25 protein-coding genes and 2 tRNA genes are annotated in these 21,607 nt (G+C 58.3%); 12 read left to right on the top strand and 15 right to left on the bottom strand.

Annotation, left to right across the window (positions count from 1 at the left end; genetic code table 11):
- Positions 1-35: 35 nt before the first annotated feature.
- Positions 36-530 (bottom strand): hypothetical protein, encoded by a 495-nt coding sequence (locus I6L34_RS06425; protein WP_058058546.1) that lies wholly within the window; start codon positions 528-530, stop codon positions 36-38.
- 185 nt (positions 531-715) lie between these two features.
- Here I6L34_RS06425 and I6L34_RS06420 point away from each other — a divergent pair, with 185 nt between their 5' ends.
- Positions 716-2,671: an EAL domain-containing protein gene (locus I6L34_RS06420; RefSeq protein WP_058058552.1), complete on the top strand. Its 1,956-nt coding sequence runs from the start codon at positions 716-718 to the stop codon at positions 2,669-2,671.
- A 63-nt stretch (positions 2,672-2,734) separates the two neighbouring features.
- On the opposite strand, the gene rraB is transcribed toward I6L34_RS06420, so the two are convergent.
- Positions 2,735-3,070 carry a ribonuclease E inhibitor RraB gene (rraB, locus tag I6L34_RS06415; RefSeq protein WP_026034893.1) on the bottom strand — a complete coding sequence of 112 codons (336 nt, stop codon included), beginning with the start codon at positions 3,068-3,070 and terminating at the stop codon, positions 2,735-2,737.
- 265 nt (positions 3,071-3,335) lie between these two features.
- On the opposite strand from rraB, the gene I6L34_RS06410 reads away from it, so the two are divergent.
- The 5 genes from I6L34_RS06410 (at position 3,336) to I6L34_RS06390 (ending at position 6,269) form a co-directional block, all read left to right on the top strand.
- Positions 3,336-3,411: transfer RNA gene (locus I6L34_RS06410), tRNA-Phe, on the top strand.
- Positions 3,412-3,415: 4 nt separating this feature from the next.
- Positions 3,416-3,491: transfer RNA gene (locus I6L34_RS06405), tRNA-Asn, on the top strand.
- An 83-nt stretch (positions 3,492-3,574) separates the two neighbouring features.
- A complete protein-coding gene (locus tag I6L34_RS06400; RefSeq protein WP_157161318.1) occupies positions 3,575-3,787 on the top strand; it encodes a hypothetical protein in 213 nt (70 codons plus the stop codon).
- Between the two features lie 131 nt (positions 3,788-3,918).
- A complete protein-coding gene (locus I6L34_RS06395) occupies positions 3,919-5,193 on the top strand; it encodes an alpha/beta hydrolase (protein ID WP_058058553.1) in 1,275 nt (424 codons plus the stop codon).
- A 350-nt stretch (positions 5,194-5,543) separates the two neighbouring features.
- The gene (locus I6L34_RS06390) at positions 5,544-6,269 is read left to right on the top strand and encodes a carbonic anhydrase (RefSeq protein ID WP_216956898.1); all 726 of its coding nucleotides are present in this window, start codon (positions 5,544-5,546) and stop codon (positions 6,267-6,269) included.
- 87 nt (positions 6,270-6,356) lie between these two features.
- On the opposite strand, the gene I6L34_RS06385 is transcribed toward I6L34_RS06390, so the two are convergent.
- Both I6L34_RS06385 and I6L34_RS06380 read right to left on the bottom strand, forming a co-directional pair.
- The gene (locus tag I6L34_RS06385; protein WP_108612140.1) at positions 6,357-7,265 is read right to left on the bottom strand and encodes a pseudouridine-5'-phosphate glycosidase; all 909 of its coding nucleotides are present in this window, start codon (positions 7,263-7,265) and stop codon (positions 6,357-6,359) included.
- The gene (locus I6L34_RS06380) at positions 7,259-8,350 is read right to left on the bottom strand and encodes a PfkB family carbohydrate kinase (protein WP_058057816.1); all 1,092 of its coding nucleotides are present in this window, start codon (positions 8,348-8,350) and stop codon (positions 7,259-7,261) included. The genes I6L34_RS06385 and I6L34_RS06380 overlap by 7 nt, the downstream gene beginning before the upstream one ends.
- Before the next feature lie 203 nt (positions 8,351-8,553).
- Here I6L34_RS06380 and I6L34_RS06375 point away from each other — a divergent pair, with 203 nt between their 5' ends.
- Positions 8,554-9,006 carry an RNA methyltransferase gene (locus I6L34_RS06375; RefSeq protein ID WP_005335311.1) on the top strand — a complete coding sequence of 151 codons (453 nt, stop codon included), beginning with the start codon at positions 8,554-8,556 and terminating at the stop codon, positions 9,004-9,006.
- A gap of 120 nt (positions 9,007-9,126) precedes the next feature.
- Here the strand turns inward: I6L34_RS06375 and I6L34_RS06370 are convergent, their stop codons facing one another.
- On the bottom strand, positions 9,127-9,870 hold the full coding sequence (locus I6L34_RS06370) for a hypothetical protein (RefSeq protein WP_058057899.1): 744 nt from the start codon (positions 9,868-9,870) through the stop codon (positions 9,127-9,129).
- Between the two features lie 188 nt (positions 9,871-10,058).
- On the opposite strand from I6L34_RS06370, the gene I6L34_RS06365 reads away from it, so the two are divergent.
- The gene (locus I6L34_RS06365; RefSeq protein WP_005335309.1) at positions 10,059-10,490 is read left to right on the top strand and encodes a universal stress protein; all 432 of its coding nucleotides are present in this window, start codon (positions 10,059-10,061) and stop codon (positions 10,488-10,490) included.
- Between the two features lie 77 nt (positions 10,491-10,567).
- Here I6L34_RS06365 and I6L34_RS06360 read toward each other — a convergent pair whose 3' ends face one another.
- The 4 genes from I6L34_RS06360 to crp all read right to left on the bottom strand — a co-directional run bounded on the left by I6L34_RS06360 (position 10,568) and on the right by crp (position 14,389).
- Positions 10,568-11,203, bottom strand: coding sequence for a murein L,D-transpeptidase catalytic domain family protein (locus tag I6L34_RS06360; RefSeq protein WP_005354246.1), 636 nt, complete (start codon positions 11,201-11,203; stop codon positions 10,568-10,570).
- Between the two features lie 174 nt (positions 11,204-11,377).
- Positions 11,378-12,484 (bottom strand): porin, encoded by a 1,107-nt coding sequence (locus tag I6L34_RS06355; RefSeq protein WP_181269979.1) that lies wholly within the window; start codon positions 12,482-12,484, stop codon positions 11,378-11,380.
- 340 nt (positions 12,485-12,824) lie between these two features.
- Positions 12,825-13,625 (bottom strand): putative RNA methyltransferase, encoded by an 801-nt coding sequence (locus tag I6L34_RS06350; RefSeq protein ID WP_216956208.1) that lies wholly within the window; start codon positions 13,623-13,625, stop codon positions 12,825-12,827.
- 125 nt (positions 13,626-13,750) lie between these two features.
- Positions 13,751-14,389, bottom strand: coding sequence for a cAMP-activated global transcriptional regulator CRP (gene crp / locus I6L34_RS06345; protein ID WP_005335304.1), 639 nt, complete (start codon positions 14,387-14,389; stop codon positions 13,751-13,753).
- 300 nt (positions 14,390-14,689) lie between these two features.
- Here crp and I6L34_RS06340 point away from each other — a divergent pair, with 300 nt between their 5' ends.
- Both I6L34_RS06340 and I6L34_RS06335 read left to right on the top strand, forming a co-directional pair.
- A complete protein-coding gene (locus I6L34_RS06340) occupies positions 14,690-15,094 on the top strand; it encodes an OsmC family protein (protein ID WP_005362569.1) in 405 nt (134 codons plus the stop codon).
- A gap of 93 nt (positions 15,095-15,187) precedes the next feature.
- The gene (locus tag I6L34_RS06335) at positions 15,188-15,484 is read left to right on the top strand and encodes an MliC family protein (protein WP_005348285.1); all 297 of its coding nucleotides are present in this window, start codon (positions 15,188-15,190) and stop codon (positions 15,482-15,484) included.
- A gap of 143 nt (positions 15,485-15,627) precedes the next feature.
- On the opposite strand, the gene I6L34_RS06330 is transcribed toward I6L34_RS06335, so the two are convergent.
- Genes I6L34_RS06330 through I6L34_RS06320 form a run of 3 tightly spaced genes read right to left on the bottom strand, consistent with a single transcriptional unit; the run spans position 15,628 to position 17,324 of the window.
- Positions 15,628-16,161: a DUF4136 domain-containing protein gene (locus I6L34_RS06330; RefSeq protein ID WP_005335300.1), complete on the bottom strand. Its 534-nt coding sequence runs from the start codon at positions 16,159-16,161 to the stop codon at positions 15,628-15,630.
- A 16-nt stretch (positions 16,162-16,177) separates the two neighbouring features.
- The gene (locus tag I6L34_RS06325; protein WP_005335299.1) at positions 16,178-17,047 is read right to left on the bottom strand and encodes a phosphoribulokinase; all 870 of its coding nucleotides are present in this window, start codon (positions 17,045-17,047) and stop codon (positions 16,178-16,180) included.
- 52 nt (positions 17,048-17,099) lie between these two features.
- A complete protein-coding gene (locus I6L34_RS06320) occupies positions 17,100-17,324 on the bottom strand; it encodes a YheU family protein (RefSeq protein ID WP_005335298.1) in 225 nt (74 codons plus the stop codon).
- A 97-nt stretch (positions 17,325-17,421) separates the two neighbouring features.
- Between I6L34_RS06320 and I6L34_RS06315 the strand changes: the two genes are divergently transcribed.
- Positions 17,422-18,573: a GGDEF domain-containing protein gene (locus I6L34_RS06315; protein ID WP_075115023.1), complete on the top strand. Its 1,152-nt coding sequence runs from the start codon at positions 17,422-17,424 to the stop codon at positions 18,571-18,573.
- Here the strand turns inward: I6L34_RS06315 and I6L34_RS06310 are convergent.
- From I6L34_RS06310 to I6L34_RS06300, 3 genes are all read right to left on the bottom strand, one after another.
- Positions 18,552-19,538, bottom strand: coding sequence for a hydrolase (locus I6L34_RS06310; protein ID WP_058057820.1), 987 nt, complete (start codon positions 19,536-19,538; stop codon positions 18,552-18,554). The genes I6L34_RS06315 and I6L34_RS06310 overlap by 22 nt on opposite strands.
- Before the next feature lie 66 nt (positions 19,539-19,604).
- The gene (locus I6L34_RS06305; RefSeq protein WP_005335289.1) at positions 19,605-20,504 is read right to left on the bottom strand and encodes a chemotaxis protein; all 900 of its coding nucleotides are present in this window, start codon (positions 20,502-20,504) and stop codon (positions 19,605-19,607) included.
- Positions 20,505-20,656: 152 nt separating this feature from the next.
- On the bottom strand, positions 20,657-21,316 hold the full coding sequence (locus I6L34_RS06300) for a hypothetical protein (protein ID WP_058057821.1): 660 nt from the start codon (positions 21,314-21,316) through the stop codon (positions 20,657-20,659).
- Between the two features lie 39 nt (positions 21,317-21,355).
- On the opposite strand from I6L34_RS06300, the gene I6L34_RS06295 reads away from it, so the two are divergent.
- A complete protein-coding gene (locus I6L34_RS06295; RefSeq protein WP_005335287.1) occupies positions 21,356-21,559 on the top strand; it encodes a YheV family putative zinc ribbon protein in 204 nt (67 codons plus the stop codon).
- Positions 21,560-21,607 lie beyond the last annotated feature (48 nt).

The following is a 21,607-nucleotide window of genomic DNA, read 5'->3' as shown; positions in this document are numbered from 1 at the left end:
TCTGCCGCTTTTTTTATCTTTGCAGGGAAGAGAAATCAGTTGCCGAGGGTGGCAAACAGGCTCTGCTCCAGGGTGCCGCGGGAGACACAGACCGGCTTGATGGACGGGGCCGGTACGCGCTCGCCTGAGGATTCAACGAAGAACAGCTCGGTGTTGCCCTTGACGTTGACGGTGGCCACGCTGCTGTTGCCGCTCTGGGTGATGATCAAGTTGATCTGCAGGTTCGGGTTGCCCAGTGCAACTTTGGAACCCATGGTGCCGCAGTCCAGCCACTCCAGCCCGTCGGCTGACTGGTTGACGTTGGCGGTCATCAGGCCGGAACCACGCAGGCTGTTTTCGATGGTGAGGCCGTGATCGGTGAACCACTTCTCGGCGCGAGCCCACACCAGATCCACCGGGATCGCCATTTCCTGAGTATTGTTGGTTGCCTTGGCAATTGGCGGGTTGTAGCGATACTCCTCACCGCCGTTATTGTCACCAGCACAACCAACCAGCAGCAGCGCCAATGCGCTCCCCATAATCTTTTTCATCTTGTTTCTCTCGTCCATATCACCAGGCCATTGGCCAACCGGCGCCTATTATCGCCGGAGCGACAATCTCTGTCAGCAACCATCCAGCGTTCGGTGTTATGGGGAGGTGATCGGGGTGCTTTACAAAATTGGTTTGCTATCATAGATTTGCTCGAAATTCCTCCATAAGCACCCCTGTGACCAACATGCTCACCCCGGATCTGCTGCAGCAGATCATCGACCAATTGCCAATGAGTATCTTCTGTCGAGATAGTCATGGGCGTTACCTGTTCGCCAATCGTGAGTTCGCCCGTGAAGCCAAGCTGGAGTCGCCTGCCGAGGTTGTCGGCAAGACAGATGCAGATATGCCATGGGGCGATCTCTTTCGCAGTGAGGATGAGCAGCTGCTTGCTGGAGGCGTGCCGATGCTGTATCAGCAGCTCCATTGCAACCGGGGCGGGAATACCTGCTGGATGGAGGTGCACAAGGTGCCTCTTTACACCCCGCAGGGAGAGGCGTGCGCAGTATTCGGGGTGGTTAACGAGATTGCCCAGCGCAAGAGCCTGGAACAAACCGTCAAAAAGCAGCAGTTGTTGCAGCGTTTTCTGCTCGATGCCATTCCTGATCTGATCCGTTTCGATGATCACAACGGGGTGTTGCTGGAGTGCAATCAGGCGTTTCTCGACTTTATCGGCCAGGGGGCGGATGAGGTGCTGGGTCAGCAGCTACCGTTCCGGCTGGCGGCGCCGCAGGGGATGGGCCACGGCGAGTGCTGTCTGCTGGATGCCAGCGGGCAGGGGCGACACATGGAGATCACCCGGGTCGATGTCCCAGATGGTGATGGCCATTCCCTCGGGATCCTGACGCTGGGGCGTGACATCACCGGCCTGCGCACCACTCAGGCGCAGTTGCAGCAGGAGCAGCACTACGACAGTCTGACCGGGTTGCTCAAACTCTCCCGGTTCTTGCAGACCAGCCGCCATCTTGGGGGACGCAGTGCCACGCTGGTGCTGGTCGATCTGCACCATTTTCGTGAAATCAACGATCGCTTCGGGATCCGGATTGCCGATCGCCTGCTGAGCCAGGTTGCCAAGCGGTTGCAGCAGCTGGTGCCGCCGCGTTCTCTGCTCTGTCGGGTCGCTGCCGATGACTTCAGCCTGTTGCTGCCGGACTTCAACGAGCCATTGCAGGGGTGGAGCCAGCATCTGCAGCAGCAGTTGATGGAGCACTATCAGGTGGAAGATCACCGGATCCAGATCCCGGTGTTTCTGGGGCTGGCCCAGGGGCGGGCAAGCGATGCCGAGCGGTTGCTCAGTCATGCCGAGGCTGCGCTGGCGCAGGGCAAACGGCAGCAGCAGTACTGCACTCTGTTTGATCCCGAGCTGCATGCCCGGCTCAAGCGGCGTCAGCTGATCGCCGCCCAGTTGCCGCTCGCTATCAAGTCCGCCCAGCTGGTTGCCGTCTATCAGCCGATCATCTGTACCCGCACTCACCGGCTGCACGGCGCCGAGCTGCTCTGTCGCTGGCCCCATCCCGAGCTTGGGATGATCTCCCCCGATGAGTTCATTCCGTTGGCGGAAGAGATGGGGATCATCGGTCAGCTTGGCCAGTTAATGCTGGAGCAGGGCTGTGCCCAGCTGGCGCAGTGGCAAACTGCGCAGCCGGATATGGTGCTCTCCATCAACCTCTCGCCGCTGCAGTTCCGTGATCCGGCGCTCTGTGAGCGGGTCTCAGCCTGCATCGCTCGCCATGGTCTCAAGGCCAGTCAACTGGAGCTGGAGATCACCGAAGGGGTACTGATGGAGAACGCCGACGAGATTGAGACCAACCTCGACAACCTGATCGCCGCCGGTTTTCAGCTGGCCATCGACGACTTTGGTACCGGTTACTGCTCGCTGGCCTATCTGCCGCGTTTGCAGGTGGCGACTCTAAAGCTGGATCGCAGCTTCACTCAGGGGCTGGCCAGCAATAGCGCGACCACCGCTATCGTGCGCTCGGTCATCGGGCTGGGTCATGAGCTGGGGATCCGGATCACCGCCGAAGGGGTGGAAACACCCGAGCAGCAGCTGTGGCTGACCGAGGCGGGGTGTGATCGGCTACAGGGCTATCTGTTCAGTCGCCCCCTGCCGCCGGCGGAGTTTGCTGCCAGCTATCTGACGTGAGAGATCGCCAGAAACAACAAGGCCACCGCAAGGTGGCCTTGTTGTTTTACGATGGAGGCAGGATCAATCCTGGAAGTAGGTGCCCCAGCCATCGTAATCCACCCCATATTTTTCCAGGATGGGCAGCATCTTGGCGATATCGGCAACGATCGCTTCGACATTCAGCTTGCACTCGATGGTGGCATCGAAGCAGAAGATGGTGGCGCCGTCATCCAGCTCCATCTCTTCGGCATCGGTCACTTCAAAACCGGCCTTGAACAGGTCAACCGCTGCTTTTTCCAGACGGTCGAAATCCTGGCAGGCGAAGTGGTGCTCGATGTCGTAATCCGCATCGGGATTGCTGCCATCGGCCAGCAGTTCGTTGACGATCTCGGTGGTCTCATCACGCCACTCTTGCATATTCAGACTCATGTTGCCTCCAGGCGGTATCATTGCGGCAAAGCATACTCGCAGAGTGGATTCGGCTCAATGCGGCGGACCAACTGAACCTCGAATTTCCATCATATTGGCGCAGACTGCAGGGCGTGCAAAGGCCAGCAAGTACGGCAAACGGGACTGAAATGGATAATAAATGGTCGCTTCGTTCGGTTGTTGAGCGAACGCGCTTTTTATCGTGCCATCATGGTTGACACTCTGCGCTGGAAAGGGTTTAATGCGCGCCGTTGCCCAGATAGCTCAGTCGGTAGAGCAGGGGATTGAAAATCCCCGTGTCGGCGGTTCGATTCCGTCTCTGGGCACCACAATTCCTCCTTAGTTCAGTCGGTAGAACGGCGGACTGTTAATCCGTATGTCACTGGTTCAAGTCCAGTAGGAGGAGCCAAATTCGAAAAGCCCGCTCAATCGAGCGGGCTTTTTCATTTTTAGTTGCTGTTGCATGCTGCCAAAAAGAGCGTTGCGCCACAGGTGGCACTGAACAGCAGCATTCCGGTCTGCAACATGCTGCCAGGGCATGGCTTCTTCTCTTTTTTTCTGGCCCTGATCCACTTCGGTTTCATCACATTCCCTTATCCATTTTGTCGGCCTGAATGGCTGCACTCCTGTGCAGGCGAGCCATCTTTGTTGAATGGCGCCATGGCGTCAATCTCCCCCGCAAAACAATTAATTCAGCAGCGTTGAAGAGCGGCTTGTCTGGTGATGTTTCGACCTTTAAGCCATTGTTAACATTTTGGAAAACCGGAGTGACCCTGTGGCTGGGCGGGGATATGATGGGGGTCAATGATGTTCCCATCCTGACGGAGAGACCCCAGATGAACAGCCCCTTGAGCTATGTACTGGACGGCATTCATTGCGAGCCGCACTTTTTTACCGTTCCCCTCGATCATGATGAGCCGGATGGTGACAGCATTACCCTGTTTGCCCGCACCCTCTGCCGTAAAGACAAGCTCGATGAGAAGTTGCCCTGGCTGCTGTTTCTGCAAGGGGGGCCGGGATTCGGGGCGCCGCGCCCGACGGCCAACAGTGGCTGGCTCAAGCGGGCGTTGCAGGAGTTCAGAGTGCTGCTGCTGGATCAGCGTGGCACCGGGATGTCGAGCCCCATTCACGGGCAGATTCTGGCCAAAATGACACCGACCGAGCAGGCGGAGTATCTCGGCCATTTTCGCGCCGACAGCATAGTGCAAGATGCCGAGTTCATCCGGCAGGAGCTTAGCCCCAAGCATCGCTGGAGCCTGCTGGGGCAAAGCTTTGGCGGCTTTTGCTGCCTGACCTATCTCTCGCTCTTCCCCGATAGCCTGCGGGAGGTCTATATCACTGGCGGCATCGCGCCGATTGGCCGCAGTGCCGAGGAGGTTTACCGCGCCACCTACCAGAGGGTGGCTGACAAGAACCGAGCCTTCTTCGCCCGCTTCCCCCATGCTCAGGGGATTGCCAACCGGCTGGCCAACCATCTGCACCAGCACGATGTGCGGCTGCCCAACGGCCAGCGCCTGACGGTGGAGCAGTTCCAGCAGCAAGGGCTGGATCTCGGTGCTACGGGTGCCTTTGAGGAGCTTTATTACCTGCTGGAAGAGGCCTTTATCGGCGACAAGCTTAGCCCGGCCTTTCTCTATCAGGTGCAGAGCATGCAGCCATTCAATACCAACCCGCTGTTTGCCATTCTGCACGAGGCTATCTACGCCGAAGGGGAGGCGACTCGCTGGGCGGCGGATCGGGTCAGAGGGGAGTTTCCTGCGGTGAACTGGGCACCCGGCAAGGATTTCGCCTTCACCGGCGAGATGGTTTACCCCTGGATGTTCGAGCAGTTCCGCGAGTTGCTGCCCCTGAAAGAGGCGGCCCATCTGCTGGCCAACAAGGCGGACTGGGGGGCGCTCTATGACCCGGCCCAGCTGGCCCGCAACCAGGTGCCGGTAGCATGCGCCGTCTATGCCGAGGATATGTATGTGGAGTTTGACTACAGTCGTGAAACCCTGCGTGGCCTTGGCAACAGTCGCGCCTGGATCACCAATGAGTATGAGCACAACGGTTTGCGTGCCGATGGTGAAGCGATTCTTGATCGTCTGATCGCGTTGAATCGCGACCGTTAATTGCCATTATCGGCAACCATCGCGGGAGCTCGGATTCCCGCGATGGTTGTGATGGATGGTTGTTATGAAAGCGTGACACCCTGAACCTTGACCCGTATCCGCCAGACGATGAGTGGATAGCCGGCTGATTAATTTCCCCCTCTTTCACTGTCTCTGTCGATCCCTCACCATATACTTGCCAAACGACTCTGTATTGAGCCGCTGTCAAACCGATTGACCAACCCGTGCTCGTTACCATTAGAAAGTCGCTCCGATGCTCTGTATTCCGCGTATCAGATATGCCATCTCTGCATGCCCCGCTATCCGGGGGAGGGGATGGTCGTGCTTTTCAATCAAGATAAGGATGTATGATGAGAAAGTCTCTGTTGGTCTGCTCCCTGTTGCTGTGCCCTGTCGTGTTTGCTGCCACCCCCCATTGGGAATATAGCGGTGAGGCGGGGCCTGCCCACTGGGCCAAGCTGACCCCGGAGTTTGGCCAGTGTGCGGGCAGCAATCAGTCGCCGGTTGACCTGAGCGGATTGGTCGAGGCCAAACTGGCCCCGCTGGTACTCCACTATCAGGCGGGTGGCAACACAGTGGTCAACAACGGTCATACCGTGCAGGTCGGTTATGCCCCGGGCAGCACCTTGCAACTCGATGGCACCACCTTTGAGCTCAAGCAGTTCCACTTCCACGCCCCGAGTGAAAACCTCATCGAGGGCAAATCCTATCCGCTGGAAGGGCATCTGGTGCACGTCAGTGACAAGGGAGAGATCGCCGTGGTGGCGGTGATGTTCGAGGCTGGCAAGGCCAATCCGGTGCTGGCGGCTGCCTGGGGTGAACTACCTGCCAAGGTGGGGGAGACCCAGGCCCTCAAGGCGCCGCTCTCTGCTGAGCAACTGCTGCCCGAGAATCGTGACTACTACCGCTTCAGCGGTTCCCTTACTACGCCTCCCTGCTCGGAAGGAGTGCGCTGGCTGGTGATGAAGCAGCCGGTTGAGGTCAGTCAGGCCCAGATCGACGCCTTCAAGGCGGTGATGCACCACCCCAACAACCGGCCGGTGCAGCCACTCAATGGGCGCGTGGTACTGCAATAACACAGCGTTGCAATAGCGCTGCAGATAGCAAAAATAACAAAGAGGGCCGCGAGGCCCTCTTTTACATGGCGAGGTATCGGTGTGCAATTAAAGCGCGGCGGCGATGCGGGCGCCAAGTGCCGCGTTGTTCAGTACCAGCTGGATGTTGGCCGCCAGCGAGTTGCCGCCAGTCAGCTCGCAGACGCGTGCCAGCAGGAAGGGGGTTGACGCCTTGCCCTTGATCCCCTGCTCGTCCGCTTCATGGAGCGCCCGGGCAATGGCTGCGTCGATGTCGGCTTTAGGCATGGCGTGTGCGGTAGGGATGGGATTGGCCACCACGGCGCCGCCCGCTAGTCCCAGCTCCCACTTGAGGCGTAGCGCCTCGGCGATGGCTGCCGGGGTATCGAGGCGATAATCGACCTTGAAGCCGCTCTCGCGGGTGTAGAAGGCGGGCAGCTCCTCGGTTTGATAGCCGATCACCGGCACGCCCTGGGTCTCCAGATACTCCAGCGTCAGTCCGATATCGAGGATCGACTTGGCACCGGCACAGACTACGGCCACCGGCGTTTGGGCCAACTCCTGCAGGTCGGCCGAGATATCGAAGGTCTCCTGCGCGCCGCGATGTACCCCGCCGATACCACCGGTGGCAAAGACCCGGATCCCCGCCATGGCGGCGATGATCATGGTGGAGGCGACCGTGGTGGCCCCCATCCCCTTGCGCGCCAGCACGAACGGAATGTCGCGGCGGCTGCACTTGGTGACGCTGTGGCCTGCCCGGCCCAGCGCTTCCAGCGCACCGGCATCAAGACCCACCTTGAGGCGGCCGTCGAGGATGGCGATGGTGGCCGGAATGGCGCCGTTATCGCGCACCACCTGCTCCACCTGACGGGCCGTCTCCACGTTCTGCGGATAGGGCATGCCGTGGGAGATGATAGTGGATTCGAGGGCGACGACCGGTTTGCCGGCGGCCAGCGCGGCAGCAACTTCCGGTTGGATATCGAGGTAAGCGTTCAGCATGAGTACTCCTCCAGTATGCGGTCAACGGCGGTCTTGCTCAGACCGGAAAAAACGGTATCGGAACAATTGACGGTGAGGGCGGCGCAGCCCAGGGCAAAGCGGGTGGTCTGGGCGATGTCGAGCTGTTGCAGCCAGGCGTGGGCGAGGCCAGCCATAAAGGCATCCCCGCCGCCGGTGACGTTGAGTACCGGACTGCCCAGTATCGGCAGGTGACCCTGCTGCTCGCCATCGCTGTAGAAGATCCCCTGTTCACCCAGACTGAGGAACAGTCGCTTGACCCCGGCGCGGTGGAACCAGGCGGCCACCATGGGCCAGGTTTCGGGCCCGGCGATGGTCATGCCGCACAGCTGCTCGGCTTCGCTTCGATTGGGTTTGAGGGTGTGGATCTTGCCGAGCCAGGGGCGGATCTTCTCCACCTTGGCCACCGAAACGGTATCGACAAAGATGGCGTGCTCACCTTGCCGTTCAAACAACCAGTCGAGGGTATGGATAGCCAGATTGGTGTCGAGCACCCAGAGCCGGGCACCGCCGAGAAAGCCTGCGAGGGGGGTCAGGCGGGCAGGGGTGAGCTGCTCTATGATGGCCATGTCGTTGATGGCACAGCTCATTTCGCCGCTGCCATCATGCAGGCTGAGATAGCAGGAGGTGGCGTGACCATCGAGCACCAGAGTCTGGCGCACATCGACGCCGGCCCGCTGGCTCACTTCCAATAGATGGTGGCCATACTGGTCGTTGCCGACCGCTGTCAGCAGCCGGGTGTCGCTGCCGAGCCGCGCCAGATTCTCGGCGATATTGCGGCCGACACCGCCTGCCGAGGTGCGCACCTTGCCCGGGTTGGAGTCGCCGAGCAGCAGGTTGTCATGGCTGGTGCCGCAAATATCCATATTGGCACCGCCGATCACCACTACGTAGGGGCCTTCTCGCAGTACATAACCTCTGCCTTGCACATATCCCTGCCGGATCAGGCTGGAGATGTGGCTGGCCAGCGCGGAGCGGCTGATGCCAAGGCGATCGGCCAGCTCCTGCTGGGCAATCATGGGATCCTGACGCAGCAAGGCGAGGATCTCTTGTTCACGCTCAGTCATAGACAAACATCCATTTGCAAACGTTTGTCTATTATTGCTGGGAAACGTTTGCTGGCTATCAGCTTGTACAAAATTTGTCGGCTTGCGCACAAAAAATCGACATCCGTGATGGGGCGACGAGTCGTTGAGCTTGGCGAGGCACTTTTAACGGGTCGATGACCCCGCAGCGGCTTATAATGGCCGCCGCAAGATGAGGAGAGATGATGGAAAAGAGTGCATTCTGCTGCGTGGGGCTGGTCAATCCCAAGTCTCCGGAAAATGTCGGCTCAGTGATGCGGGCTGCGGGCTGCTACGGGGTGGATGAGGTTTACTACACCGGCAACCGCTTCGAGCTGGCGCGCCGCTTTGCCACTGATACCAAGCAGATGGTGGAGAAGATCCCGCTGCTCGGGGTGGATGATCTGATGGCGTTTATCCCGCAGGGATGCGTGCCCGTGGTGGTTGATCTGATCGATGGCGCTACGCCGCTCCCCGACTATGTCCATCCGGAACGCGCTTTTTATATCTTCGGGCCGGAGGATGGTACGCTCGATCCCGCCCTCTATGGCGCGGTGAAAGATGTGGTCTATGTGCCGACCCAGGGTTGCATGAATCTGGCTGCCTCGGTCAATGTGATCCTCTATGACCGCTTGGCGAAGGGGTTCCGGCAACCCTGAGTTGTGGCGTGGCAACGGTGACTCAAACCGCAATGGACAAGGTGTTGCTCATGGGCAGGTTGCTGGCGGTGGCCGCTGTTGACGGGGCTGCGGCATCCTTATCTTTCTCCTATGGTGGGATCATTTTTCGCTGGCCTTGACCGCCTGCTCCTCGAGAAAGTCGCGGTAGTAGTCATAGAGGTGATAACGGCGATATATCTCGGCCAGCGTGCCGCGACGGATCAGATTCACCATCTCCTGATCCCACAACTGCAGTAGCCGGTCGCCCCGTTCGGTATCGGCAAAAATGGGGTAAGTCGGTATCCAGCGCAAAATGGTGCGGTACATATTGGCCGGGGTCTCATCGGCGGAATGGAGCACGCCAGCGGTCAGGTAATAGCGATAGCGCCCCTTGCCAATCAGCTGCAGTGCCATCTCATGGTTGTCGATTTCGTGCCACCGCATGGTGATCGGAAGATATTTATCCAGCCCCCATCCTCGCCGCCAGAGCACGGTCTCTCCCTCCAGGCTGCGCTCTCCCCGCCATTGCGGCTGCCACTGCTTGAGCATGAAGACGGTCACATCATCTGCGGAGGCGGGTTGACGGGGCTGCTTGACCCCCTTGATCTCGTCCAGATAGACACTCATCGCCATATCCCCCTCTTGCCTGGCTACCATGGCGACGGCGCGCTTGTAGGGCACGATATGGGGCACGATCTGATAGCCGTGGGGTTGGTAAATGGTTCGCACCAGATCGAGATAGATACCGCGGCCATCCGGTTGGCAGAAACCGGGCCAGCCATCGCAATAGACGTGAATATCGGCTGTGCGAGCGTGGACGATCGCACACAGAGAGCAAAGCAGCAAACAACCGATGCGCAGCATGGTCAGCATTATCCTCGCAGGGGTGAGGAGAGCATTTATCACCTGATTTATACCATGCATTGATCGCGGCGGGCGGAGAAAACATCCCGCATCTCCATTTTGCGACAGGGTCGAGGGTTATTTACGGTCGGATCGTTATGATCGAGTAAAGATTCAATAGCACCCCAATCAGTAGAGGAGACTGCATTATGCCATCGATCAAGACTCTGCTCTGTCCAGTCGATTTTTCCCAAATGTCTCGCGCGGTACTCGACTATGCCGTGTTCATGGCACAGAGCCATCAGGCCCAGCTCAAGCTGATCCACGTGGTTGATCAACTGCACGGTTTTGACAGTTACAAGATCCTTCATATGACGGCCATCGAGATCACCCACGAGATGGAGCGTCAGGCCAGAACCCAGCTCAAAGAGCTGGTTGCCACTCTGCCGATCCCGGCCACCTTTGATATTCGCTTTGGCCGCGCCGCCGATGAAATTGTCATTCAGGCCAAGGAGGATGAGGTTGAGCTGATCGTGATGGGCAGCCACGGTCGCTCTGGTATCAGCCATCTGCTGGTAGGCAGTGTCGCCGAGTCTGTGGTGCGTCATGCACCCTGTCCGGTACTGGTGGTGCGCCAATAACGCGCCACGTTTAGTGTGAAAAGCGTAACAAACAAGGCCAGCGATTGCTGGCCTTGCGTTTTCTGGTGTTGTGCCCGCTAGCCGTGAGCGTAGATGACACTCCCCCCCTTGATGGTATCTATGATGGCTCTGGCCTGCTCTTTGGGCAGGGCGGGGCAACCCCAGCTGCGGCCCAGCTTGTCATATTTGCGCAGATGGGTCGGGCTGGCATAGGCGGCGCCATGTACTACGATGGCACGCTTGCGGGCATTGCTGTTCTTGCCGGGGCTGAGTCCGTCCAGCCGCAGGGAGTAGCCATGCTTGCCCAGATAGGTTTCTGCGGTGCGATAGACGCCAAGGGAACTTTGGCGGGAGTTGAGCTGGTTGGAAAAGTGTTTTGCTGCCAGTTCACCTGAGTTGCGGCCATGACTGACCCAGGTGTGATAGAGCAGCTTGTGGCGTTTCATATCGATGACAAACAGCCTGCGCTGGGTGGATGGCTTGCTGTAATCGATGATGGTGAGAATGGGTTTGCGTTTGTGGCGCACAGTTTGATAACTGTTGAGTGCCTGACGAAAGGTCTGTTTATCCAGCTTGCCGGCCAGACCCAGTTGACGATAGAGGCTCTGATCCCAGCTGGCATCTGCCGTGCTGCTCCAGATGAGCGATATCAACAGCAGTGGCAACAACAGCCACCCGCGTTGCCAGTCTATGTTCCCGCGCGCTTGTCTCATCCGTGAATATCTCCTTGTCACTCCCTGTCAACGGCGCGGATATTGCCATCAATCCGCTCGATAGTTATATGCAAGGTGCTGAAAAGGCGCAATAAAAAAACCGGCCGCAGAGCGGCCGGAAGTAATTCAAACAGTAGACATTGGTATCACAGGGTATAACTGACTTCCAATTACTTAGAAGTTGTACTGCAGGGCAACCGCGACTACGTCGTCGGTGTTCTTGCCCAGAGAGTTGGTGGACTTGCCATCTACGGAGTCCAGCAGGTTCAGCTTGTAATCAACATAGGCGTTGAAGTTCTCGGTGAAGTTGTACCAGGCACCGATAGATACGTACTCGGTGTAGGTATCATCGATACCGCGAGCGGAGTCTTTCACGTCAGTGCGCAGGTAGGCCAGAGAAGGCTTGAACTTGCCGATGGTGTACTGAGCAACGGCTTCGTAGCCATCCATCTTCTCGGCGTAACCGTTCTTGACGAACAGGTGGTCTTCACCGTGGGAGTAGGTTGCAGCCAGGTAGAGGTCGCCAGTTGCATATTTGGCACCGAAGCCCATCAGCTTGGCATCCTTGTCGCCACCGAAGGCGGCATAGCGAGCTTGCTCGTCAGTCTTGCCAGCCTGGTTATAGGCAGCACCCAGGCTCAGGCCCATATCGAAATCGTAGTTGGCAGATACTGCGAAGCCTTCAGCAGAACCTTTGCTATTCCAGCTTTCGCCGTTGTAGGTGTTGCCGTTGAAGGATTCAGTGATTGCACTGCGACCGGCGTTTTGCGGATCGTTGTTACCGGTGAACTGGGCACCCAGAGTCAGACCCTGATAGGTGTAGATGTACTGGGCCAAACCGTTGGTACGGCCGGTGCCGAATACTTCGGTATCTTTGCCCAGGCCGTCACCGCCCCACTCAGGCAGGACGTCGGTGTAGTTGTTGACGGCCTTGGTGAACAGACCATCCTGACGACCATAGCTGAATGCGCCGAAACGGTCGTGCTTGATGCCGGCATAGGCATAACGCAGCTCGTCGTTGTCAGAACCGGAAGTCGGCAGGTTGTACTCGGCAAAGCCGAACGCCTTCATCTCGGGAGCAATCTTGGTCTCGCCAGCAACGTGCAGACGGAAGTAGCTCTGGTCACCTTCGGAACCGTTGTCGTCAGTGCCGTAGTAAGCACCTTGTGCACGGCCGCCGATATCCAGTTTGGTATCGTTCTGGTTGTAAACGGTAGCGGCATGGGCGCCGCTCGCCAGCAGCAGGCTGGAGATGGCAATAGTCAGTGCAGACTTCTTCATATGCGTTATTCCTCTGATGTAAACACTTCCGAACTTGTTGTCGGTTCTGTGAAATCGGAAATGGTCCGATAGCCACACGGTAGGCGTCCCAACCTTGACTGGGCCTGAATCCATCGTTGTTTAATTGAGGTGACGCGGTCGTTATCAAGACTGGGTGTGACGGTTTTTGACAAGATAAAAAGAGATTAAATTCAATGAATTATTTTCTAGTGACTTTTTTGACATCAAGGCTGTTCTGAGCAACAAGGTCGATGGCTCAAGTTGTGAGCTAGATCACACAGGGGAGAATGGGGCGGGGCGGGAAAAACGGGGGGGAGCCTTGCAAGGCTCCCCCCAGTGATCAGAGGGGCTTTTGCCACAGGGTCAGCAGCAGATCCTGTTCCAGTTCACTCGGGCCCTGTTGCGCGAAAGCGTGACGCTGCTCACCGGTTGCCCGCCAGCCGAGACGGCTGGTCTCCAGAATAAAGCTGCGCATGCCCTGATCCATGGTGAGGCTGAACTGGCAGCGCTGTTGAGCCATCGGATTGAGGCCGCCGAGGGTTGGCCAGCTGAGGGGGTGTTCCATGCTCACCGGGTTGAGGCTGACCCGCAGTTGCCACTGATGGCGCGGGCCCGGCTGCAGATAGAGCAGATAGCCACCGGGGGCCAGCCAGCTGACAAGCTGCTCGGTCTTGACCTTGAGATCGTTGACCAGCAGCACTTGAGCAGAGCACGGTTGCAGCGGCGCGCGAGCGGGATCGGCAATGACAAACTGGCAGTCCGGCTGCGCTTTTTTGGCGGCAAAGATGGTGTTCTTGGCGATATCAACCCCAGCAAACTGCCAGCCGAGCAGGCGCTCTGCCAGCGCGCGGCAGTAGTAGCCTTCACCGCACCCAAGATGGATCAGCTCTTGTGGGGCCAGCGGAGCGAGCAGGCCGGCCATGGCCTCAACCAGCGGCAGTTGGTGGCCGGCTTCCAGGAAATGGTGCTTGGCGCGCATCAGGGCACGGCTGTCGCTGTCTTTGGGGTTTTTCTTGCCGGGGATGAGATCCAGATAACCTTCCGGTGCCGGATCGAAGTGATGCTTGTTGTCGCAATAGCGTCCCTGGGAGGCTTCATGAAGATGGAGCGGACTGCGGCAGCGGGGACATTGAAGGTGCATAGTAACTCTCTGGGCGAATGCCGGAACAGTGAAGGGCGTTCGGGATTATAGGGGAGAGGATCAAAAAAGGCTGCCGTAGCAGCCTTTTTTATCCCAAGGCCTCAGTCAGGCCTGCGGACGGGTCATCAGCGAGTGCCAAATACCACAATGGTCTTGCCGTGAGCAGAGATGAGCTCCTGCTCTTCCAGCATCTTCAGGATGCGGCCCACGGTTTCACGAGAGCAGCCGACGATCTGGCCGATCTCCTGACGGGTGATCTTGATCTGCATGCCATCCGGGTGGGTCATGGCATCCGGCTGTTTGGCCAGGTTGAGCAGGGTCTGGGCGATCCGGCCGGTCACATCCAGGAAGGCGAGGTTACCCACTTTCTGGCTGGTGTGTTGCAGGCGCTTGGCCATCTGGCCAGAGAGACGCATCAGAATGTCCGGGTTGACCTGGATCAGCTGGCGGAACTTCTTGTAGGAGATCTCTGCCACTTCGCAAGAGCCTTTGGCGCGAACCCAGGCGGAGCGCTCGGGGTTCTCGTTCTCCTCGAACATCCCCATCTCGCCCAGGAAATCACCCTGGTTCAGATAGGAGAGGATCATCTCTTTGCCCTCATCGTCCTTGATCAAGACGGCCACAGTGCCCTTGACGATGTAGTAGAGGGTCTCCGCTTTTTCACCCGCATGGATCAGGGTGCTCTTGGCGGGATACTTATGAATGTGGCAGTGCGACAAGAACCATTCCAGGGTGGGATCGCTTTGCGGTTTGCCAATGACCATGAGAATTCCTCTGTAGTGTCTTTTTATGGACTTGTGCGTCCGGGCAAGCTGCCAATCTTGCCATTCCTTGTATTGGTCGCAGTAGGATAAGAGCCTTTGCCTGTGCTGACAAGGCTTTGCGGGCTTTTGACAGAGCCCTTTGAGTAATGCCTGCTGCGCCGCTTCGGCCATTCTAGGGAAGATAGAGGTCGGAGATGTTGATTTTGATCTATTTCCATCCCAACTCCCCCTGTTCGGCAGAGATAAGCGACTGGGTTATGCTAGGGATCCATCATCATGATTAACAGGAGAGAGTGCGAGATGAAAGCCAAGGTCAGCTGGGTGGAAGGGATGAAGTTTGTGGGTGAGAGTGAATCCGGTCACAAGGTGATCCTGGATGGTGCCAACCCCGGTGAGGGGGCCAGCCCGATGGAGATGATCCTGCTGGCGGTCGGTGGCTGCAGCTCCATTGATGTGGTCTCCATCCTCGAAAAAGCGCGCCAGTCGGTGACCGCATGCCATGTCGATGTCAGTGGCGAACGGGTCGATAGCGTGCCCCGGGTTTTCGAGAAGATTAATCTGCACTTCGTGGTGACAGGCAAGGGATTGGCGGAGAAGCAGGTGGCCAGAGCGGTCGATCTGTCGATGGAAAAATACTGTTCTGTTTCCCTGATGTTGGAAAAAGCGGTACAAATTACCCATAGTTATCAAATTGTTGAAGCTTGATAACGATTGTTTCGTTGGTACCCTGGCATAAGGCCGTTACGTAAGGCCACTGCACAAGGCCATGACATAAAGCCATTACATAAGGAAAGTGCAATGAAAAAATTGATCGCTCTGCTTCCCCTTTTGGGCCTGGCGGCGTGCAGCAGCCCGCAACCTACCCAGTATCAATACAGCCAATACCAGTGTGGCGAAGAGATGCTGGCCGTTACCTATGATGCCCAGGCTGACATGGTGCAGTTCCCCTATGCCGGGGTTTACCACAAGCTGGCGCGTGTGGAGTCAGAGTCTGGCGCCAAATATTCTGACGGCCTGACCACCTTCTGGAATCAAGAGAAACAAGCTCTCCTCACCCAGAAAGGGGTCACACTGCTGACCTGTACGCTCAAATAAGTGACCACAGATAGCTGAAGGTGTGCGGCTTTATGCCCGAGTCTGGCCTAGGCCGGATTGGGTCAAGAGGTTGAGACCACAAAAAAAACGGCTTGCCGGGAGGCAAGCCGTTTTTCTATCCATCCATTATCACTAAACAAGCGTTAGTTGGTGGGGACGCGATTGAGCAGCTCGGCCGCGAGCTGCTGGCTGAGTGCCTGACGCTGGCTATCTGCAATGCTCACGTCGCTGGTCAGCTGGATGATGCTGCTCCAGACTGCTTTCTGGGTTTTACGATCGAGCAGCACGATGGCCAGCGACCCTTTGCGCTGGTTGGCCGAGGCATATACCCCGGGTGTCATGCCAAGGCGGGCGAAAATCTCGCCGTCACTCATATCCTTGCCGCCCGCGACGCCGATGGCGACCCACAGATCCGCCTCGTCGAGCGGTGCACTCTGCCATCCCTTGCCATTGAGCTCCCGGCTTACCGCCTGCTGCATCGGCTCCAGCCACCCTTCAGCCAACTCACCGGCAAATTGATACTGTTCGGCCAGGGCGTAGCGCGGGGTTGCACCATAGGTCCAGTTGCCCATCGGGCGAACCAGCATGGTGCCGGACTCCAGCGTGGGGGCCGCCGGCCCGCTGCTGCAACCGCCCAGCAGGGCGAGCAGTGCCACAGAGAGATAAGCAAGCCGCATCGTGAACTCCTTTGAATCAGGTTATTTTGCCGGTTTCGATCAATTGCTGGATGAGCGGGCGCAGGATCAGTTCCATCGCAAAGCCCATCTTGCCACCCGGCACCACTATGGTGTTCATCCGCGACATGAATGAGCCGTCGATCATCGACAGCAGGTAGGGGAAATCCACCTGCTTGATACCGCGAAACCGGATCACCAGCATACTCTCGTCCAGACTCGGGATCACCTTGGCGCTGAAGGGGTTGGAGGTATCCACCGTCGGTACTCGCTGGAAGTTGATATGGGTGCGCGAGAACTGCGGGGTGATGAAGTTGATGTAGTCATCCATGGAGCGAACGATGGAGTCGGTCACTGCCTCGCGGGAATGCCCTCGCTCCGAGGTATCGCGGATCAGCTTCTGGATCCACTCCAGGTTGACGATGGGCACTACACCTATAAGAAAATCCACGTGGCGCGCTACATTGTGATCCTCGGTGACCACGCCGCCGTGCAGCCCTTCATAAAACAGCAGATCGGTATTGCTGGGCAGATGCTGCCAGGGGGTAAAGGTGCCGGGCATCTGGTTGAAGGGCACTGCCTCGTCAAAGCTGTGCAGGTAGCGGCGATACTGGCCATTGCCATCCTGTCCATAGCCCTGAAAAAAGCTCTCCAGCAGCCCGAAGTCATTGGCCTCAGGGCCAAAATAGCTGATATGACGCCCCTGTTCGCGCGCCTTGCGGATCGCTACATCCATTTCCGGTCGGGTGTAGCGGTGAAAACTGTCACCTTCCACCACCGCCGCGGTATATCCCAGTTGATGGAACATGGAGCGAAAGGCGTTGGTGGAGGTGGAGGTGCCGGCACCGGACGAACCGGTAACAGCAATAATGGGGTGCTTGGCCGACATGGGATTCTCTCTTCCTTGGGAATTCCGTTATAAGGTCCGGATTGCGGTTGGGTCAAGACTGCTCGATGAAGCGGTCTTTCATCACGATATTCACCGATTCGTGCAGCTCGCTATAGACGATGACAGCTTTGCCTTGCTGTAATTGTTCTCTCACTGCATCGACTTTGACGCCAAGCGGTACATCCTGCTCTCCATATTCTGTTCCCTCCTGCAACACAAAGTGTTCGATCAGGTTGGTCAGGGTGTCGCCGTCCAGTTCTTGCCAGGGAATGATCATTTAAAGGTCTCACAGCAAAAGAGGTGATCGTCAGGCTATTGTTGTGTTGAATCCCGCGAATGCAATCACTTTTTACCTTTTCACCGGAGTCTGAGAGATGTTGTCTGAAGCGCAGCGCAGCGCGCCGTTAACCCTGACTGAGCATCTGGACAGCGCACGTCGAGAGGCGATTGCCCGAGGCATGGTGTGGTTCTGGTTGTTGAACTGGCTGGTGGTATTGTTTCTTTCGATACGCTACGAGGTTTACAGCCAGGTCGGGCTCGCCAGTGATGACAGCTTGCCCTGGCGCTTTCAGAGTGAGCTGGCCCTGGTCATGGTGGTGCTATTGCTACTACCCGTTGTCAGCCTGTTTTGTGACCATCTGCAGGATCGCCTCTGGTTACGGATGGCTGCACTGGTGACGGTGCTATGGGGCGGACTCTGGACGCTGCACATCTACACGATTGGTCAGGTGGAGCTGCGGGGAGGGGTCAGCTATGCCAACGGGATCATGCGGCTCAACCTGCTAGCTGCGCTCATTGCGTTTTATCCCGATCGCAAGGTTTTTTATGGCTATCTCTTGGGCCCGATGACGGTGGGTGTAGGGTTGGAGCTCTTTTTACGCGTCGATTTTCCCCAGATCTACCTGCTTGGCGTGTTGTTTGGCGTGATTGCGCTGGAGGTCGGCCGCCGCATGCTGCACCGCTGGTTTGAGTTGGCGATCATGCGAGAGCATGAAAATCTGATGCTGCTGCGCCAACTTGATCAGCTCGCCAAGCAAGATCCTCTGACCGGTGTCGCCAACCGGCGGCATTTCAATATCGAGCTGGATCGCGCGTTGGCCCATAGCCAGGAGAGCGGCGCTCCGCTATCGCTCATCCTGATCGATGTGGACTATTTCAAGCGCTTCAACGACCACTACGGCCATCAGGTAGGGGATATGTGCCTCAAGGAGGTGGCACAAGCGCTCAACCGTGCGGTTCGCACGCCATCTGATCTGGTGGCCCGCTATGGCGGAGAGGAGTTTGTGCTGCTGCTGCCCAATACCGACCGTCAGGCGGCGGTCAGCGTGGCGCAGCGGCTGCAAGATGGCCTGGCCAGCCTGCAGCTGGAGCATCTGGCGTCCGATGTTGCCCCCTGGGTGACGGTGAGTCAGGGGATTGCCAGCAATGTCTCCGGCGAAGGGGCGAGCCAGTTGCTGGAGCGGGCCGATCAGGCGCTCTATCGGGCCAAGGAGTCGGGACGCAATCAGTTCTGTGTTGAGGAGTGACTCTGTTCGGCAATCCAGCGACTGATCCGTTCATCCAGCCAAAACCGTGGCCGCCAGGGCGTGCCGTGCAGAAAGCCGACATGGCCGCCGCGCTGGCTCAACTCATAGCGCACCGTGGGCGAGAGTTGCTCCGGCCGGGGAATGACCGCGTGTGACATAAAGGGATCGTCGGCGGCGTGCAGGATAAGGGTAGGGATGGGGATTTGAGCCAGCAGCGGTAGTCCCGAGCAGCTCTGGTAGTAGTGGCTGGCACTGTGAAAGCCGTGCAGCGGCGCGGTAACCAGCTCGTCAAAATCGCGCAGGGTGGCAATCTGCTCCACTTGTCGAGGTTGCCAGCGTTCACTCGCTTTCTGCTGCTGGCTGATCTTGTTGAGCAGGTTGCGGCGCATGGTGCGCAGCAGATAGTTTTGATAGACCTTCGAGAAGCCCTGATTGACCCGCTCGGCGCAGCTCGCCAGTTGCAGCGGGGCCGAGACCACCACCGCCGCTTTCAATGCCGCAGGACAGCCCCGCGCCAGCAGATTGACCAGCATATTGCCACCCAGTGAAAAGCCGATGGCGATCAGCGGTTTGCCCGGGAAGCGCTGGCTCAGCTCGGCAATCAGCTCCTGCGCATCACCGATGGCGCCGGAGTGATAGGCCTGCAGGTGGCGATTGGGCTCGCCGCTGCAACCGCGAAAGTGCATCAGCACAGCCTCTCTGCCCTCTTGCTGCAGGTGGGCGAACAATCCCTTGGCGTAGTGGGAGTGAATGCTCCCCTCCAGCCCGTGAAACACCACTATCAGCGGCCGTTCGCCAAGGCTGACTTCCCCGCTCCAGGCGAGGTCGACAAAGTCCCCATCCTGCAGTTCAAACCGCTCCGCCACAAAACGGGCTGGGGTGCGGCGCAGCCATTTGGGCAATATGGTCTGCAGATGAGGATTGCGTGCCCACCAGGGGGCGTGGAAGTGGCTCTCGGTCAGCATGGGGTCAGTCGGTCTGGGTCGAAGATAAGGAGGACGGGAGGCGTGTTCCTCCCGCCAGTCATTGGCTTATTTCAGCAGGCGATCGTGATGTTCGGCGCCGCGCAGCATGGCCTGGATCAGCTCGTTGGCCTCGAACTTGGTCAGCGCCTCATGGGCTCCCACCTGATGGGCCCGCTCCACGCTGATCTCGCTGGAGAGCGAAGTGTGCAGGATGATGTAGGCCCCCGCCAGTTTGCTGTCGCTCTGCACCTCGAAGGCCAGCTCGTAGCCATCGAGCCCGGGCATCTCGATATCGCTCACCAGAATGTCGATCGGGGTCTTCTGGCTCGCCCGCGTCTGCATCAGGGTCAGTGCATCCTTGCCATTGGTGCAGACCTCATAGGGGATATTGATGTAGTCGAGAGCGGCCATCAGCTGACGGCGGGCGACCGAAGAGTCATCAACCAGCAGGATCCGCATCGGCTTGATCCGTTCCCGCTGCACATCGGTCAGTACCGGATAGAGGTGGCTCGGATCATCCGGATAGACCCGGGAGAGGATCAGCTCCACATCCAGCAGCTGGATCAGCTGGTCATTGACCCGGGTCACGCCGGTTACGAACACATTGTGACCGAGAGAGGCGGGGGGCGATTCGATATCGCGCCAGTTGCACTCGGTGATCTTGTCGATGCCCCGCACCAGAAAGCCCACCAGGGTGCGGCGGCAGTCGGTAATGATGATGAAGCAGTGGGGCATCTCCTCCTTGCTGATGGGGCGATAGCCCACCGCCATCGCCATGTCGATCACCGGAATGGTGGAGCCGCGCATATTGGCGGCCCCCAACACGGTCGGGTGCGAGTGCGGCATTGCCGTCAGCTGGGTGTAGGGCACTATCTCCTTCACCTTGAGGGTACCGATGGCAAAGGATTGTTTGGCTGAAAGGTGAAACAGCAACATGCCCTGGGATTGATTGGCTTTGCTCGTCATGGCAGATGTCCTGTTGGTCGAAACGTTGGCAGTCACTTCAGGCCTCTAGCATAAAGGATTACGGGGGGAATGGCCCTTCCTTGTTAACGACCATCTGGCAAAAAACTGGACTCATTCAGCCAATTTCGTTGGCGTATTCCATCGGCGTCCGGTTATTGATCGCCATCCTCGCCAACGCCCCACTGTTGGCAGGCCGCTTGCAACGCGGCCTCATCGGCATAACCCAGCTTGCTGGCCACCTGCGCGGGCTTGCTGCCGCCCTTGAGCAATCTGAGCGCCTGCAGCAGCTGCCACTGTTGTTGCAATTCACTCCCTTCCACCGGCGTATCGGCTTGTTGTGCCCATAGTTGCAGAGACTCCGGTTGGCCATTGGCCAGCGCTTGCCAGCAGGCTTGCAGCTCACCGTGACCCTGCTGGCTGATGGCACACTGTTGCAGCTCATCCAGGATCACCTGCAGTCGCTGACCGTAGGCCCCTTGCCACTCTTTCGGACGTTGCCACAGAGCCAGCGAGTCGAGCAGGGCATCGAGCAGGGGCGTGGCCTGCAGCCAGCCTGCCTGCTGCGGCTGAGCCACGCGCAAAGAGACATTCAGCTGATCGTACTCGCAATCGCTGAGGGGGCTGAAGGCCGCGAGGGCATCGGCGCAGAGCCAGAAGCTGCTGCCTGCCGGCAGCAATAGCTCATGTTGGCCCAGTCTCAGCAGCGCGGCGCCCCGGGCGATCCGCAACAGCTGCCCGACCGGGGTCCGTTTGCGGTTGCCGGCGTGCAGGCCCTGGCAGGAAAAATGGTGATACTCGATGGCGTGATGCATGTAAAAACCCTGATATGATGCTGCCTGGAGGTAACAAATATGGAAACCAGACGTAAAAAACGCTTCATTGCCGGTGCGGTCTGCCCGGCGTGCGGCAAGTTGGACAACATGATGCTGTATCTGGAGCATGGAGTCGAGAAGGTGACCTGCGTCGCCTGTGGCGATACCCAGGTACAAACGCCTGCCGAGGTCGACAAGCAAACTCGCGAGGCGGAAGAGGTGATCGGGGTGTTTCGCCCCTGATAAGGCAACGGCTGGTGGAATGCGGGCCTTCTCGCTGACGCTGTTGCC

The organism is Aeromonas sp. FDAARGOS 1404 (assembly GCF_019047085.1).
In the GTDB taxonomy this organism is placed as follows: Bacteria; Pseudomonadota; Gammaproteobacteria; order Enterobacterales; family Aeromonadaceae; genus Aeromonas; species Aeromonas veronii.
The sequence above is the reverse complement of the archived record's forward strand: the minus strand, read 5'-3'. Positions and strand labels throughout refer to the sequence as shown.